The sequence below is a fragment of the Parajatrophihabitans canadensis genome, assembly GCF_053764775.1.
Map to the genome: position 1 here is coordinate 3351030 of NZ_CM132445.1, position 15365 is coordinate 3366394.

The 15365-nt window shown below is 63.4% G+C and carries 15 protein-coding genes; 6 read left to right on the forward strand and 9 right to left on the reverse strand.

Annotation, left to right across the window (positions count from 1 at the left end; all coding sequences use genetic code 11):
* Positions 1-3 precede the first annotated feature (3 nt).
* From crtI to ACSMXN_RS16235, 3 genes are all read left to right on the forward strand, one after another.
* Entirely contained in the window at positions 4-1506 is a 1503-nt protein-coding gene (gene crtI, locus ACSMXN_RS16225; RefSeq protein ID WP_022912739.1) for a phytoene desaturase family protein, read from the forward strand.
* A gap of 65 nt (positions 1507-1571) precedes the next feature.
* Positions 1572-3152 carry a polyprenol phosphomannose-dependent alpha 1,6 mannosyltransferase MptB gene (gene mptB / locus ACSMXN_RS16230; RefSeq protein ID WP_022912738.1) on the forward strand — a complete coding sequence of 527 codons (1581 nt, stop codon included), beginning with the start codon at positions 1572-1574 and terminating at the stop codon, positions 3150-3152.
* Positions 3149-4093: a phytoene/squalene synthase family protein gene (locus tag ACSMXN_RS16235; protein ID WP_022912737.1), complete on the forward strand. Its 945-nt coding sequence runs from the start codon at positions 3149-3151 to the stop codon at positions 4091-4093. The genes mptB and ACSMXN_RS16235 overlap by 4 nt, the downstream gene beginning before the upstream one ends.
* On the opposite strand, the gene ACSMXN_RS16240 is transcribed toward ACSMXN_RS16235, so the two are convergent.
* Genes ACSMXN_RS16240 through ACSMXN_RS16255 form a run of 4 tightly spaced genes read right to left on the reverse strand, consistent with a single transcriptional unit; the run spans position 4057 to position 5955 of the window.
* A complete protein-coding gene (locus ACSMXN_RS16240; protein ID WP_022912736.1) occupies positions 4057-4365 on the reverse strand; it encodes a lycopene cyclase domain-containing protein in 309 nt (102 codons plus the stop codon). The two genes, ACSMXN_RS16235 and ACSMXN_RS16240, sit on opposite strands and share 37 nt — an antisense overlap.
* The gene (locus ACSMXN_RS16245; protein ID WP_022912735.1) at positions 4362-4706 is read right to left on the reverse strand and encodes a lycopene cyclase domain-containing protein; all 345 of its coding nucleotides are present in this window, start codon (positions 4704-4706) and stop codon (positions 4362-4364) included. The genes ACSMXN_RS16240 and ACSMXN_RS16245 overlap by 4 nt, the downstream gene beginning before the upstream one ends.
* A 15-nt stretch (positions 4707-4721) precedes the next feature.
* Positions 4722-5105 (reverse strand): Rv2175c family DNA-binding protein, encoded by a 384-nt coding sequence (locus ACSMXN_RS16250; protein ID WP_051148844.1) that lies wholly within the window; start codon positions 5103-5105, stop codon positions 4722-4724.
* A 25-nt stretch (positions 5106-5130) separates the two neighbouring features.
* The gene (locus tag ACSMXN_RS16255; protein ID WP_022912733.1) at positions 5131-5955 is read right to left on the reverse strand and encodes a fused MFS/spermidine synthase; all 825 of its coding nucleotides are present in this window, start codon (positions 5953-5955) and stop codon (positions 5131-5133) included.
* Positions 5956-6049: 94 nt separating this feature from the next.
* Here ACSMXN_RS16255 and pknB point away from each other — a divergent pair, with 94 nt between their 5' ends.
* Together pknB and aroF are read left to right on the forward strand one after the other, a co-directional pair.
* Complete coding sequence (pknB, locus tag ACSMXN_RS16260) at positions 6050-8119, forward strand: Stk1 family PASTA domain-containing Ser/Thr kinase (RefSeq protein WP_155958315.1); 2070 nt, start codon at positions 6050-6052, stop codon at positions 8117-8119.
* Between the two features lie 30 nt (positions 8120-8149).
* Positions 8150-9181: a 3-deoxy-7-phosphoheptulonate synthase gene (gene aroF, locus ACSMXN_RS16265; RefSeq protein WP_022912731.1), complete on the forward strand. Its 1032-nt coding sequence runs from the start codon at positions 8150-8152 to the stop codon at positions 9179-9181.
* A 58-nt stretch (positions 9182-9239) separates the two neighbouring features.
* Here the strand turns inward: aroF and ACSMXN_RS16270 are convergent, their stop codons facing one another.
* The 5 genes from ACSMXN_RS16270 to ACSMXN_RS16290 form a co-directional block, all read right to left on the reverse strand.
* On the reverse strand, positions 9240-10268 hold the full coding sequence (locus tag ACSMXN_RS16270) for a GntG family PLP-dependent aldolase (protein WP_022912730.1): 1029 nt from the start codon (positions 10266-10268) through the stop codon (positions 9240-9242).
* Positions 10269-11687 carry a class II 3-deoxy-7-phosphoheptulonate synthase gene (locus tag ACSMXN_RS16275; RefSeq protein WP_022912729.1) on the reverse strand — a complete coding sequence of 473 codons (1419 nt, stop codon included), beginning with the start codon at positions 11685-11687 and terminating at the stop codon, positions 10269-10271.
* A 158-nt stretch (positions 11688-11845) separates the two neighbouring features.
* Positions 11846-12871, reverse strand: a complete 1026-nt coding sequence (locus ACSMXN_RS16280; RefSeq protein ID WP_022913025.1) for a 6-phosphofructokinase — start codon at positions 12869-12871, stop codon at positions 11846-11848.
* Between the two features lie 118 nt (positions 12872-12989).
* Positions 12990-13478, reverse strand: coding sequence for a polyadenylate-specific 3'-exoribonuclease AS (locus ACSMXN_RS16285; protein WP_027139307.1), 489 nt, complete (start codon positions 13476-13478; stop codon positions 12990-12992).
* A gap of 57 nt (positions 13479-13535) precedes the next feature.
* Positions 13536-14309, reverse strand: coding sequence for a lysophospholipid acyltransferase family protein (locus ACSMXN_RS16290; RefSeq protein ID WP_027139306.1), 774 nt, complete (start codon positions 14307-14309; stop codon positions 13536-13538).
* Between the two features lie 275 nt (positions 14310-14584).
* Here ACSMXN_RS16290 and ACSMXN_RS16295 point away from each other — a divergent pair, with 275 nt between their 5' ends.
* Complete coding sequence (locus ACSMXN_RS16295; RefSeq protein WP_027139305.1) at positions 14585-15358, forward strand: alpha/beta fold hydrolase; 774 nt, start codon at positions 14585-14587, stop codon at positions 15356-15358.
* Positions 15359-15365: the final 7 nt, after the last annotated feature.

Sequence of the window (15365 nt, forward strand, 5' to 3'; positions counted from 1 at the left end):
TCGATGTCGCGGCGCAGGAGGCGAGTAAGCGCCCGCACCGATCGGGTCGTGATTGTCGGCGCCGGGCTCGGCGGGTTGGCTGCGGCGCTGCGACTGGCAGGAGCGCAACGTTCGGTTCGGGTCGTCGAATCGGGCACCGAAGCCGGCGGCCTGATGGGACGTTGGCGCAGTGGTGGGTATCAATTCGACACCGGGCCGACAGTCCTTACCATGCCAGAGCTGATCGACGATGCACTTGCATGCGTTGGCGAAAATCGATCAGACTGGCTGGATCTCATCGAGCTGACCCCGTCATATCGGGCTCAGTTCGCCGACGATTCGGTGCTGCAATCCTTCTCAAACGTGACCCAGATGGCGGACGAGGTCGCCAGGGTGTGCGGGCCGTACGAGGCGCACAATTATCTTCGGTTGGTCGACTATCTGACGGCGTTGTACCGAGCCGAATTCGACACCTACCTCGATCGCAATCTGGACAGTCCGTCTGACCTGTTCCGGCCTCAGGCGCTATCCCTGCTTCGACTTGGTGCCCTGCGTAGCCTCGATCGCGCGATCGGCAGCTACCTCACCGACGATCGGCTACGGCGCCTGTTCACATTCCAGTCGCTCTATGCCGGGGTAGCGCCCCAGCGTGCCAGAGCGATCTATGGCGTGATCGCATACCTGGATTCGATCTCGGGTGTCTGGTTCCCGAAGGGCGGCATGTACCAGGTTGCCGCCGCGCTCGCCGGAGCCGCTCAGAAGCATGGTGTCCAGTTCAGCTACGGCGACCGCGCCACCTCGGTCGAATTCAGTGATGGCCGGGCGAGAGCCGTGACGACGGCCGGCGGCGAGCGTATCGCCGCTGACGTCGTGATCATCAACTGCGACCTTGAGTCCGCATACCGTGATCTTCTGCCGCCCGAACTAGGCCTGTGGCGTAACCGTCGTCCGCGTTACTCCCCATCAGCCTTCGTTTGGCACGTCGGCTCCCGCGCCCCCCTGCCCCACCCGGCGCATCACACGATCTCGTTCGGTTCTGCGTGGTCGGAGACCTTCGAAGAGATCATCGGAAAGGGTCGACTGATGTCTGATCCGTCACTGCTGATCACGAGTCCCACGGTCACCGACCCGAGCAGGGCAGAAGACGGCCGCCATACGTACTTCGTACTGGCACCGTCGCCGAACATGGCGACCTCGAGCATCGACTGGTCCCGGGTCGGGCCACGCTACGTGGAGGAAATTGCGCAAGTACTCGCCAGTCGAGGTTTCGACACCGAGGGCGCATTCTCAAGCGGGCTCGAGGTTAGCCGGACGATGACACCCTCGGACTGGCGCGCTGGCGGCCTTGCCGCCGGTAGCCCGTTCGCCCTGGCCCACACCTTGGCCCAGACCGGGCCGATGCGACACCCCACCCAGCACCCGAAGGTAGACAACCTGCTGTTCTGCGGAGCCGGAGTACAACCAGGCGTCGGAATACCGACGGTGCTGCTGTCAGGCAAGCTTGCAGCGCAGCGAGTGACCGGCTGAGCCCCAGATAACTTGGCGTGACCGCGACGGCGACCACTTCAGCCGACATCTGAGACGATGGACAGATGGTCCGTACCGAGGCAGCAGCTGACTCGCTGCTCACGGACGACCGCCCGCGATCTCACCATTTGTTGCATCCGTTCGCCCGCCTCATCGACGGCTGGGACTTTCGCCGCATCGGATTAGCAGGCCTTGCAGGCACCATCTTGATCACTGTCGGAAGCTACGGTGCTGGCGCCCTACCTGCCAACGACCCGACTCGACAGATTCCGATCATCGGCTTGCTCAGGCACGGGTGGCTCGGGCTACACGTCGCGCTCGGGCTGTATTACATCGGGCTGAGTGTCTTGATCGTTGCCTGGTTGGTGCTGGGCCGCCTGCTGCTCACCGGAACGACCCGCGGCGAATCGGCGGTGCAGCGTGAGGTCATCGACCCCCGGGTCTTACGGCGAACGCTGATCCGATGGATGTTGCCGCTGCTGGTAAGCATGCCGTTGGCGAGCATGGACCTTTACAGCTACGCCGCGCAGGCGCAGTTGGCCAGGCTTGGTCGCGATCCGTATACGTTCACGCCCGCGGACCTGCCCGGCAAATTTCTCGACAACGTCGCCTGGAAGTGGGTCGACACGCCCTCGCCGTACGGCCCGCTCTGGGTGACCGTCTCCCGCTGGGTGGCGGCGGTAACCGGCGACCACGCCCTGCTCAGTGTTCTGGTTCTGCGCCTCATCCCATTCGCTGCAATCGTGGTCACCGCAAGACTGCTTCCAGGGCTCGCACGCCGGTTCGGCGGCCGGGGCGATCTGGCCCTGTGGTTGGCGATTGCGAATCCGCTGGTTCTCGTGCACGGCGTCGGCGGCGGCCACAACGACGCGGTGATGGTCGCCTTCATGGTGGCTGCCCTCGCGGTCGTGCTGATGCCGAACGCCGATTGGCGTCATCTCGCCGCAGGCGCGGCGCTGATGTCGCTTGCCGCCGCGATCAAAGCCCCCGGGGCGGTGGGGGTCGCGTTCATCGTCCCTATTTACCTCGCCGGGCGGAGTGACCTACGCCCGCGGGACTGGCTTCGGTACTGTCTGCTGGCTGCGGCAGCAGCCGCTCCCGTATTCGCCTTGATCACCTATCTGGTCGGCTACGGCAATGGCTGGACCAAGCAGATCAGCCCGGCTATTCCGGTCATCAATTTCATGTCTATCCCCACCATGCTCGGCGTGGTCTACAAGTTGGTCACCGGTCAACCACACGCCGGCTCATTGGTTGATCACACGATCAGGAGCTTCCGCCGGGCAGGGTCGATCGCAGCAGCCGCACTTCTCACGTATTTCTGGTTCCGGGCGGTGCGGACGTCCGCACTCCAGCTTCTGGCCTTAGCCCTGCTCACCGTGGTGATCCTCAGCCCGGCGGTACAGCCCTGGTATTTCACCTGGGCACTCGCCCCCGCGGCCCTGTTCATCGTCAGCCCACGGGCGGTCTCCTGGGTTGCCGCCGCCTCAGTGGCGTTGACCTTCCTCATCAGCCCGATGGGTTCGGGTCTGGAAGTCGCCCCCTACGTTCCTGCTGTGGTCGCCGCGGGCCTCGCCGCACGGGCGTTACTCGGACCCGTGGTGCACAGGTCACGGGCGACCCCGGGCGTGAGCGTGCCGCGGTGACCTCCTCGGACACGGCCGAACTGCATGCCGCCTATCAGTACTGCCGGCGCCTGAACGCTCGCCACGGAAAAACGTTTTACCTGGCTACTGCGCTACTCCCGGCGTCCAAGCGACCACCAATCCATGCCTTGTACGGGTTCGCCCGTTTCGCAGACGACATCGTCGACCAGAGTCCGGACTCCACGCTGTTGGATGGGAGTCCGAGCTACGTCGCCACCGGGTCGATTACCGCGCTGGCTGAGCGCACGGCACGACTAGGTCAATTGCGGGACGAGGTTTCCGACGCACTCTCCGGTCGCCCGGCACGACATCCGGTGGTGCGCGCGATGGCAGACACCGTCCAGCGCTTTGACATTGATCACCGGTACATCGAGGACTTTCTGGATTCGATGGCCCAGGACTTGACCGTCACGCGGTACGCGAGCTTCTCCGAACTCAAAACCTACATGTGGGGTAGCGCCTCGGTGATCGGGTTGCAACTGCTGCCGATCCTGGGTGTGACGGGTGACCGGAGCCATGCCGAGTCGGCCGCCAGCAACCTCGGGGTGGCCTTTCAGTTGACCAATTTCATTCGCGACGTGAGGGAGGACTATAGCCGCGGCCGAATCTACCTACCTCAACGGAGCATTACCGAACGCGGCGTGACGGAGGTGATGTTCTCGGCGCCGACCGCCAGCCCGGAATTGCGGGCGCTGATTGCCGACGAGATCGACCGAGCTCGCGGATTCTACGAACGCGCGCTAGCGGGGATCGCTCTTCTGGCACCTGATTCTCGCCACTGCGTTCGTACCGCTCTCGTCCTGTACAGCGACATACTCACTGAGATCGAGCAAGCTGACTACGACGTGCTGCGCCGTCGCGTACAGGTGCCGCGACGAAGACGGATCGCCGTAGGTTCGCGGGGCTATCTCGGAGCTCTGGCTGCCCGCCGTCCCAGATAGACCCAGCACGACAGGGTCAGCAGTATGAGTGCAAAGCCGAAGCCGAGATCCTCGATTGGGGCGTAGCAGAACCGTGGACCCAAGATTGTCGAGCGCCGGTACGAAACGATCGGTATACCGGTCAGAAGACCATTCACCAAAAGCTGAAACGCAAACAGGATGCCGTAGGCCACCCAATATGCCTTGCGTCGCAACAAGTTCGTTCGCAGTATGACGAGATCAACCATTAGGGCAGTACAGACGCCGAGCACGACCAGGGCTGTGTAACTCAAGGCTGATCAGCTGCCGGTTCGTCGCCGATGAGCCAGGCCGGGCGCCTGCGCCGTACGGCCTCGAGCGTCAGGACGGCGCACACCGGTATGGCGATGAAGAAGAAAACCTCCTCGATCGGAAGGCCTGCGATCGAGAGCCCGAGCAGGTAACGATGATCAAAAGTCCACTGGCCCGAGCGCACGGCGTACAAGTCCCAGCTGACGCCGAGCACGAATCCCGGGACCAGCGCCAAGGCAAGGCGTCGCCAGCGGCGATATACCCGGGTACGGAGTAATACCTCCAACGGCGCCGTGCCGACAACGCAGCAAGCAAGAATCGCGAGGTAAGTCAGGTGCCGCACGGAATGCAAGAGGCGCTAGTAGCCAGCAGCCTGCGCGCGCCGCTTGACCTCGGTAGCTCGGTTGTCGGCCAGGGCTTGGGCGGGTGTGCCAGGCAGGCTGTCATCGGCGCGGAACAGCCAATCCACAATCTCGGCATCGCTGAAACGCGCGTCCCGGAGCAAGGTGATGACGGCAGGGAGATGCTTCACGACTACCCCGCCGGCGACCAGCCCGCGTGGCACCGATCGGCGACCCTGAGCGTCCGATATCACGACGAGCTTGCCGTCCTTGATCAACTGATGCACCGCAGTGATCGGCACGCCGAGCAGTTCGGCAACGGCCGGCAGCGAAATCGGTTCCGCCGGGTCCGCGGCGCGCGCGTCGGTGCCGGCGGGGGCAGGTTGGCTGATGTCAGGCATGCAATCAGGGTGCCATGCCGCATCGTTACCGGATGCGCCAGCCTTCACGATTTGGCTCGGGCGACTCGGCAGAATCCTGATCGGTCCACGGTTTGGCATTACCGAAATTCGTTCGCAAGTACGCATCGTCACGGACACCCGCCGGAAAAGGCTGTCGCGTCACTTCACGACGCAGCGCGTCGACATCAAGCGGGACGGACGAGGCCGCGAGGACCAGATTGCCAAATCGACGGCCCTTCAGGACGTCATTCGAACTGACCAGAGTCACCGCGCCGAATACTTCCTGCAGGCCCGCCACCGCGCGCCGCAGATAGCGCAGCCCTGGTTCGTCCACCAAGTTTGCCAACAACAGCCCGTCGGCCCGCAGCACCCGCGAGACGTCGGTGAAGAAATCCTGCGTCGTGAGCTCGGCGGGTACCTTGCCGTCGGCGTAGGCGTCCAGGATGACCAGATCGGCACTCGAATCGGCGAGTTCGGCCACACCCTCACGGCCGCTGACGGGCCGGATCCTGATCCGATGCCCGCGCGGCAAGGGCAATTCGCGGCGAACCAGCTCGGTCAATTCGGCGTCGGGCTCGAGCACGATCTGTGGCGAGCCAGGCCGGGTCGCGGCGAGGTAGCGAGGCATCGTCAGAGCTCCACCGCCGATGTGCGTAGTTGCAACGGGTCCCTGTTTCCACGCGCCGAGCACGCTGGCGAAGAACTGCACGTACTCGAAATCCAGGTAGGTCGGGTCGCTGAGGTCGACATAAGACTGCCGCACCGCGTCCATGACGAGCATGCTGCCGCCGGGATGATCGTCGTCCGCGATGAGCTCGATTCGGGGCCTCACCGGGCCCGGTTGCGACATGCGGACAACTTTACTGACGGGCTGCGGTCGGTGCGCAGTGCGATTGTGCGGTGCGGTGCCCCTGCGATCGGCGGACACAAACTAGAATTGCCGGGTGCAGGCCGCCATGGATGACCCGATCGTCGGCCGTGTCCTCGAAGGCCGGTACCGAATCGTGCAGCGCCTCGCGCGCGGCGGGATGTCGACGGTCTATGCGGCCTTGGACGAGCGGTTAGATCGCGACGTCGCCGTCAAGGTCATGTCTTCGGCGCTGTCCACGGATCCGGCGTTCGCGGATCGGTTCTCTCGAGAGGCTAGGGTCGCGGCGAGGTTGTCGCACCCAAATGCGGTTTCGGTCTACGACCAGGGCACGGACGGCTCGCACGTATTTCTCGTCATGGAACTCGTCCGCGGTCGAACTCTTCGCGACTTGCTGCGCGAACGGGGTGTTCTCAACCCGGCCCAGGCTCTGTCGATCATGGAGCCGGTTCTAGGGGCACTCGCAGCCGCACACCGCGCCGGGCTCGTGCATCGGGATGTGAAGCCAGAAAATATCCTGCTCTCCGATGACGGCGCCGTGAAAGTCGCTGACTTCGGGTTGGCCAGGGCCGTGGAATCCGACGCGAGCAGCACGCGCACCGGCCTCATGATGGGCACCGTCGCCTACTGCCCGCCGGAGCAGATCGCGCGCGGCGCCGCAGATGCCCGCTCTGATGTGTATTCAGCCGGTATCGTGCTGTTCGAGCTCTTGACCGGGTCGGCACCTTTCGTCGGCGACAGCGCCATGGCGGTCGCATACCAACACGTCAACTCGGACGTGCCGCCGCCGTCTCGACGCCGTCCGGGCATTCCGCCGCAGTTGGATGAAGTCGTGCTACGGGCAACTCGCCGGGAGCCATCGGGCCGCCCGCTTGACGCCGGGGCGCTGCTGGCGGAGTTGCACGACGTTCGGATCGACCTCGGATTGCCGGTCGTGGCCGTACCCCCTAGACCTAGGCCGAACCACGACCTTGACGCGACGCAGGTCTTCGCCCCGGTCTCTGATCGGCGGAACAGCACAGCTCCCCGTACTGGCATCCCGAGTGGCTTCAGGCCTGAGGAACCGACCACTCCGACGCACGCTGCCCGTGGACTCGACCCGACGCAGCGGACAGCCGTCAGCGATCGCCCCGTTCAAGCGGCAGCGGCAGCGGCAGCGGCCAGCAAAGCTGGAAAGCCTGCTAAGGGAGATAAAGCACCCAAAGCTGGCAGACCGAGCAGCCGGCGCCGGCGCGCTCGTCGACGCACCGCAATCGTCGTGATCATCATCGTCCTACTCGGTCTCTTGACCGGTTACGGAACATGGTGGTTGACCGTGGGGCGGTACCGCCAGGTTCCGGATGTCTCCGGAATGACCCAATCGGTTGCCATCCAAAAACTGCGCGCCGATGGCTTCACAATCAACTCGGCAGTGAACCAGCAATACAGCGAGGATGTGAAGTCAGGCCAGATAATCGGCACCGACCCGGAAGCCAGCGCGCATCTGATCAAGGGCAAGCAGATAACGCTGATCGTTTCGCGCGGAGCAGAACGGTACAAGGTGCCGTCGGTGCTGAACAAACCGCTCACCGACGCCAAGCATGCACTTGAATTGGTGATCCCCGACGCCCAACTGATACCAAGCAGCCTCGCCGACCCCACCGGTCAGGTCGCTCAAGGCCTTGTACTGCGGACTGATCCCCCGACTGGCGCGCAAGTCAAGCGCGGTCAAGTCATCACCGTCTACGTGTCCAGCGGTCCACCGGTCATCGCAGTCCCAGATGTCACGGGACGAACCAGGGCCGATGCGCAGCAGGCACTCAGCAAGGCAGGATTCAAGCCGACTTTCACCGAAGACTTCTCCGACGATGTCGACCAGGGTGATGTGATCAGCACCTCCCCCGCCGCCAAAGCCTCCGCAGTCAAGTTCACAACAATCAGCGTCGTGATCTCCAAGGGCAAAGCCATCGTGACAATCCCGAACATTGCCAGTGGGGATGATCCCGATCAGGCAAAGTCCGCGCTGGAAGGTCTCGGGCTGGTCGTTGTTGTCAGCAAGAAATCGAAGGCTTTCCTGGACTTCAGCAGTTACAAAGTCGATCGGGTCGAGCCCGGCCCTGGAACGCAGGTACGTCGAGGCAGCACGGTAATACTGCGCGTCAAATGACCATCCTCGCCGTCCTTTAGGCTTGCGCACATGGTCATCGTGATGGCGCCGGGCGCCGGAGACACCGAAATCGCCAACGTGGTCGCCCACGTCGAGGCGCACGGCGGTCAGGCGTTTGTCAGCCGCGGAGTGAGCCGCACCATTATCGGTGTGGTGGGAACGGAGGCAGTGCTCGAGACTCTCGAAGCGGACGGACTGCCTGGTGTGGCTGACACCAAGCGAATCACGGCACCGTACAAATTGGTCTCGGCGGCCAACCACACCAAGCGCACCACCGTCCGAGTCGCCGGGGTGCCTATTGGACCTGACACTTTCACCCTGATAGCGGGCCCGTGCGCCGTCGAGACGCCGGAACAGACCTACGAATCCGCGATGCTGGCAAAGCGCGCGGGAGCCACGATACTGCGTGGTGGTGCTTACAAACCCCGAAGCTCGCCCTATGCGTTTCAGGGTCTGGCCATCGCCGGTTTGAAAATACTTGCCGAGGTTCGCGAGGCCACCGGCCTGCCGGTCGTGACCGAGGTGCTGGACGTCACCGACGTCGACGATGTCGCCGAATACGCCGACATGTTGCAGATCGGTGCGAGGAATATGCAGAACTTCGGACTGCTGCAGGCGGTCGGAAGCGCCGGCAAGCCAGTGATGCTCAAGCGTGGGCTGTCGGCCACTTACGAAGAATGGTTGATGGCCGCTGAGTACATCGCCCAACGCGGCAACCTCGACATCGTCCTCTGCGAACGAGGCGTGCGCGGGTTCGAACCATCGATTCGCAACATGTTCGATGTCTCAGCCGTACCGATGGTGCAGGCTCTCTCGCACTTGCCAATCATCGTCGATCCATCGCACGCGGCAGGACGGCGGGACCTGGTCGTGCCGTTGGCGCGGGCGGGCATCGCCGCGGGGGCCGACGGTGTCATGGTGGACGTTCATCCACATCCAGAAGCAGCGCTGGTCGACGGCGCGCAGGCGCTCACCGGTGAGTCACTGGACGAATTGGCTCAGGTCGTCACGACACTGCCAGCGTTGCTCGGTCGGACGTCAGCTGCCCATCGCGCTGGCTGACGGGCCGTCACAGTGTCAGCCAGCCGTAGCGTCAGCGAGCCGTTAGGGCGTGGTTGATTCAGCTGCGCACCATGGGCACGAGCACCTCAGCTGCCCGCTCGACTGCTGAATCATCGATATCGAGGTGCGTCACGAGCCGCACAAAGGTCGGACCGAGCGCTGAGACCAAAACACCGGCCTCGCGAGCGCGAGCAGCGACTGAACCCGCGTCTGCCACGTCGAGCACCACGATATTGGTCTCCGTCGTGCCGGGCTCGGCACCGAGCTGTTCGGCAAGCCAGGCCGCCCGAGCATGATCGTCGGCAAGCCGTTTCACGTTGTGCTGCAAGGCGAAGAGACCGGCTGCAGCGAGAATGCCCACCTGGCGCATTCCGGCGCCGTAGCGCTTGCGCCACACCCGCGCCTCGGCAATTCGCGCCGAATCCGCCACGAGCACCGAGCCGATCGGGGCTCCCAAACCCTTGGACAGACAAACCGAAACGGTGTCGAAGCCGGATGCGAGCTCGGGCAGGCTGTGGCCCGAGGCAACGTGAGCATTCCACAACCGAGCGCCGTCCAGATGCAATCCCAGGCCATTCTCGCGCCCGATGTCCTGGACCGCACGGATCGCATCCAACGGCTGTACCGTGCCGCCGCCGAAGTTGTGCGTGTTCTCCACTGCAATCGCTGCCGTCGACACGAGATATGGGCCCGCGTTAGGCGTGATGACGCCAGCCACGATCGCCGGATCGAGCAAGCCGCGTTTTGCCGGCCACGTCCTGGTAGTGATCCCGGAAAAGACGGCAGCCGCGCCAAGCTCGGCACGCACGACGTGAGCGGTGTGATCACACACCAGCTCCTGTCCGGGTTTCACCAACAGTCGCAAACCTAACTGGTTCGACAGCGACCCCGACGGGACGAACAAACCAGCCTCGTATCCCACCATGCGAGCGACCTCAGCCTCGAGCTCGTTGGCCGTCGGGTCGTCGCCGTACACGTCGTCGCCGACCTCCGCATCAGCCATTGCCTGACGCATCGCCTGGGACGGCCGGGTGACAGTGTCGCTACGCAGGTCGACCGTGCGTACGTCAGTGACAGGGCTGGACACCTAGGCGTTCCCCTCGAGCAGCTCCCGCTGACGTCGATCGGCAACCAAACGCTCCGCCACCCGAAACGCGAGTTCGAGGGACTGCTCGATGTTCAACCGAGGATCACAGGCTGTCTCATACCGACGACCGAGATCGGCGGCAGTCAAGTCCGCAGTGCCGCCGATGCACTCCGTCACGTCGTCGCCGGTGAGCTCGACGTGCAGTCCGCCGGGGTGAGTGCCGAGAGCCGAGTGCACGTCGAAGAAACCATCAACCTCATCGATGATGCGGTCCAGGTGCCGGGTCTTGATGCCGCCCGCGGTCTCTTCGGTATTGCCGTGCATCGGATCGCACTGCCAGACAACAAGATGCCCGGTCGATTGAACCTTCTCGATGATCGGAGGCAAGGCGTCGCGGACCTTCGAATTGCTCATCCGGCTGATAAGGGTCAACCGGCCGGGGATCCCGTCCGGATCGAGACGCTCGACGAGCTCGGCCGCGAAGGCCGGGCTTGTGGTGGGCCCGAGTTTCACCCCAATGGGGTTCGCGATGCGTGATACGAAGTCGAGGTGAGCGCCGTCCATCTGCCGGGTACGCTCCCCGACCCACACGAAGTGACCCGATAAATCGAAGGCACGGCCGCCTTCGATACGGGTCAGAGCGCGTTCGTATTCGAGAATCAACGCCTCGTGACTGGCATACAGCTCGACACCCTCGAGGGCGGCGTCATGCACGCCGCACGCCCGCATGAAGCGAACCGCGCGATCGATCTCCGCAGCAAGCTGCTCATATCGCGAGCCGGTCTCGGTATTACGGGCAAATGCCGTGTTCCAAGCATGGACCTTTTCGAGCGCGGCCAGGCCGCCACCGGCATAGGCACGCAAAAGATTGAGAGTCGACGCAGCGGTCGAGTAGGCCCGCAAGATGCGCCGCGGATCCGGAGTACGAGCTGCCAGATCGCCGTGCAGCTCGTTCACCATGTCACCGCGGTAGGACGGCAACCCGAACGCATCCAGGTCGGTCGAGCGTGGTTTGGCGTACTGGCCGGCCATCCGGCCGAGCTTCACCACTGGCATGGACGCGCCGTAAGTCAGCACCACAGACATCTGGAGCAAGATGCGAACCTTGCCGGCGATATCGGCCTGGGACGAGGTCGCAAACGTCTCGGCGCAATCGCCACCCTGGAGTAGAAACGCCTCGCCTCGAGCCACTTGCGCCAGGCGGGAGGTCAGTGCGTCAACCTCAGAAGCAACGACCAACGGGGGTAGTTCGGACAACGTTGCAGCAACCTCGCGGAGCACGTCCGTATCGGGCCAGTTCGGTTGCTGGGCGGCGGCCAACGTACGCCAAACGTCCAGGTTCAAGTCGTCGGACGGGCCGGTCGCGGTCGCGACCTTTCCGTGTTCGGCGTCGGATGCTGGATGAATGGTCGCGGTCACCGGTCCAGCGTAGGCAGCGAGGCAAATCTATAGTTACTGGCCCCCAGTCGGGAGACGCTCATCCGATCATTTGGTCTTCGCCGTCGAGACGCTCATCCGATCACTTGTCTTCGCCGTCGAGACGCTCATCCGATCACTTGTCTTCGCCGTCGAGACGCTCATCCGAAAAAGACCTCGGCCTCGGCGTACAACTCCGGCGGCACGGTCTTGAGTGTGGTCGTCGCAGCAGCGAGTGGGACGCGGACGATCGCGGTCCCCTGTAGCGCGACCATCTTTCCCCAATCCTGGGCCTGCACCGCGTCGATGGCATGCAACCCGAACCGAGTGGCTAACACCCGGTCGAAGGCGGTGGGCGTTCCACCACGCTGGATATGACCGAGGACGGTAGTCCGCGCTTCTTTCCCCGTCCGGGCCTCGATCTGCCCGGCAAGCCACTCGCCGATTCCACCGAGACGAACGTGACCGAATGCGTCAACGCCCTTCTCTAGCGTCTGCATCTCACCCTCGACTGGCTGTGCACCTTCGGCCACGACGATGATTGGGGCGTATTGGGACTGAAATCGGCTTTCAACATATGAGCAAACGCGTCCGACAGAGAACCGCTGCTCAGGGATGAGGATTACATTCGCGCCACCAGCTAGGCCAGAATTCAGGGCGATCCAGCCGGCGTGCCGTCCCATGACCTCAACGATCAACGCGCGGTGGTGAGACTCCGCCGTCGTGTGCAGCCTGTCGATCGCCTCCATAGCGATGTTCAGAGCGGTGTCGAAACCGAAGGTGTAGTCGGTCGCGTTCAGGTCGTTGTCAATGGTCTTGGGGACGCCGACGACGTTCACGCCCAGGTCGTGCAACTGGGTTGCGACTCCTAAAGTGTCCTCGCCGCCGATTGCAATCAGCGCGTCTACGCCAAACATGTGCAGGTTCTCGCGAATCCGGTCCACGCCGCCGTCTATCTTGAACGGATTTGTCCGCGACGAGCCGAGAATCGTGCCGCCACGAGGCAGAATGCCACGAACCTGCGGAATTCCCAGCTCCATGGTCAAGCCCTCGAGCGGCCCCTTCCAGCCGTCCCTGAAGCCTACGAACTCGTAGCCGTACATGCCGACACCTTTGCGGACGACGGCACGGATCACTGCGTTCAGTCCGGGGCAATCGCCGCCGCCGGTCAGGACACCGATGCGCATATCTGGCAAGCCTCCCAATGAAACTATGACTCGGTCGGGGTCGAACAGGACAGCACAGCTCGGTGGTGAGCCGGGTTCTTGACCCAAGCCGCCACCGAGCGCGAGCCTATCGGTCAGGTCACTGCTGCGGCTGCAACGCCGATATCGTGTTCCAGCGGGCGAGGTTGTGTCGCGCATCCGCCAAGGCGTCGTGTGCGTCCGCGCCTGCCGCCGGTAACGGCGGTGATCCCACAGCTTCCCAGTGCTGACGCAGTTCATGAGTGAATCGCGGGATCTGCCTCGGCAGAGCTCGCATGTCCCCCCACAGTTGCGCCAGGACGACATGGTCGTAGCTGGCCATCCACGCCCACAGCTCAATGGGTTCACCCGGCGCGAGCAGGAACTCGAGCAGGTCGTCGCGAATCTGGGCCCGGGATCGCCAAGCGGGGTGCGAAGGCGATGGAAGTTGGTTGAGCACGTGTCGACGCACCCATTCGATTGCCCGCGTTTCGTCGAACTCGGTGGAGACCGCGTAGAACTCCCGACCGGATTCGTCGACGACGCCGATCGACACCAGATCGATCGTCCTGCCGTCCTCGATGAACTCGCAGTCGTAGAAATACCGCACGTGTCCGGCCTTTCGGGATTCGTCTTCAGAAGGTTCAGGCTGTCGGCTCGAACAGTCTTACCCGGCGCGCTCCTCCGGCATGCGGTCAGCTGTGGTGGCACCGACCGCATCAGCCGCGGCTACGCCGCGAATTGCTCCGAACGCCACGTCGCCGCCATTCTGTCCCTTGACCTTGGCCGCATAAGTGTCCACGTACTCCTGCCCGGACAACTGCATGAGCTCGTACATGATCTCGTCGGTCATCGATCGCTCGACGAAGCGATCCCCCGACATGCCCTCGTACCGTGAGAAATCCAGCGGCGTACCGAACCTGATGCCAGGCCGGGGACGTAGCCTCGGGAGCTTGCGTCCGGTCGGCTGGATCTTCTCGGTATTGATCATCGCAACGGGTATCACCGGTACACCTGCTTCGAGGGCCATCCGCGCAACCCCGGTCTTGCCCTTGTACAGCCGTCCGTCCGGAGATCTGGTGCCCTCCGGGTAAATGCCGAGTAGATCGCCTGCGCTCAGGATGCGGATGCCAGCTGTGAGCGCGCCACGGGCAGCGTCGGCATCGTTGCGATCGACGGGCACCTGTCCGATTCCGGAAAAGAACAGCCGCGAGAACATGCCCTTCAGGCCGGGGGTAGTGAAATATTCGGCCTTGGCGAGAAAGGTCACGCGCCGGCGGACCATGAGCGGTAGGAAAAACGAGTCGCAGAACGAAAGGTGGTTGCTGGCAAGAATCGCGCCGCCGGATTCCGGCAAATTTTCAGCGCCCTCGACCCAGGGTCGCCAGATGCCCTTCAGCCACGGACCAAGTCCGATGTACTTCAGGAACCAATACAGCACCTTTGCGGCCTCCATAGTGAATGCTCTGCGCGATCGGTGGCTTGACCTTAGTCGCGGCAGCGGCCGACAGACAATTGTTGCGACGATCCGTTCGCCCGGGTGTTTCGCGCAACAGCAACGATCTGGGCATCCGGAGTAGCCCTGAGCCCCTACGGACGGCATGATTGGCATGTCGGTCGGCATCGAGCCACATCAGCTTGCCGAGACCCCCGGATGACCGTCAAGCTGAAGCAATACCCGCCCGTCAGGCAGACCAATTGGCAGAGGAGAAGGCGTTGCGCGTCCTTGAAGGTGCGGAGCCGTTTTCGGCCAACGGCGCCGGAGCCCGCGGGCGCATCGGCGTCTTGGTCAGCCACGGCTTCACTGGAACCCCGCAGAGCATGCGCCCCTGGGCCGAGCACCTGGCCGCGGAAGGGTTCTCTGTGCGGCTGCCTCGCCTGCCTGGGCACGGCACTAATTGGCAAGACATGAACAAGACTCGCTGGCAGGACTGGTACGCAGAGATCCGCGCCGCTTACACCGAACTCGCCGACACCTGCGATCAGGTTTTCGGTTTCGGCCTGTCGATGGGCGGCACGCTGGTGACCAGGCTGGCTGAGGAGGTCGGCGATGACATTTCCGGCCTCGTGCTCGTCAATCCTGCCTATGGGACGATGCGCAAAGATGCCCTCTTTGCCCGCTACGTCAGCTGGGCGATCAAATCACGGCCCGGGATCGGCAGTGACATCAAGAAGCAAGGTACGGCCGAACTAAGCTACGACAAGACACCTCTGAAAGCCTTCGTTTCTTTACAGGATCTCTGGAAAGTCGTCGTTACCGACCTGCACAAAGTCACTGCTCCCATTCTTTTCTTCCACAGTGCCGAGGACCACGTGGTTGATGCGCTGTCGGCGAAACTGTTGCACGCCCGGGCGACGTCGACGACCGTCACCGAAGTGACGTTGCCCAACAGCTACCACGTTGCGACAGTCGACCACGATGCGGAAACGATCTTCACCGGCAGTGTCAACTTCATCCAGGCCCACGCGGGCGCAGACACGAGCAACTGAAACGACT

What these genes read in the sequence shown, in the direction of transcription:
- crtI (WP_022912739.1), top strand. Translation starts at nt 4, where the DNA reads ATGTCGCGGCGCAGGAGGCGAGTAAGCGCCCGCACCGATCGGGTCGTG.
- mptB (WP_022912738.1), top strand. Translation starts at nt 1,572, where the DNA reads ATGGTCCGTACCGAGGCAGCAGCTGACTCGCTGCTCACGGACGACCGC.
- ACSMXN_RS16250 (WP_051148844.1), bottom strand. Translation starts at nt 5,105, where the DNA reads ATGCCTGACATCAGCCAACCTGCCCCCGCCGGCACCGACGCGCGCGCC.
- ACSMXN_RS16255 (WP_022912733.1), bottom strand. Translation starts at nt 5,955, where the DNA reads ATGTCGCAACCGGGCCCGGTGAGGCCCCGAATCGAGCTCATCGCGGAC.
- aroF (WP_022912731.1), top strand. Translation starts at nt 8,150, where the DNA reads ATGGTCATCGTGATGGCGCCGGGCGCCGGAGACACCGAAATCGCCAAC.
- ACSMXN_RS16280 (WP_022913025.1), bottom strand. Translation starts at nt 12,871, where the DNA reads ATGCGCATCGGTGTCCTGACCGGCGGCGGCGATTGCCCCGGACTGAAC.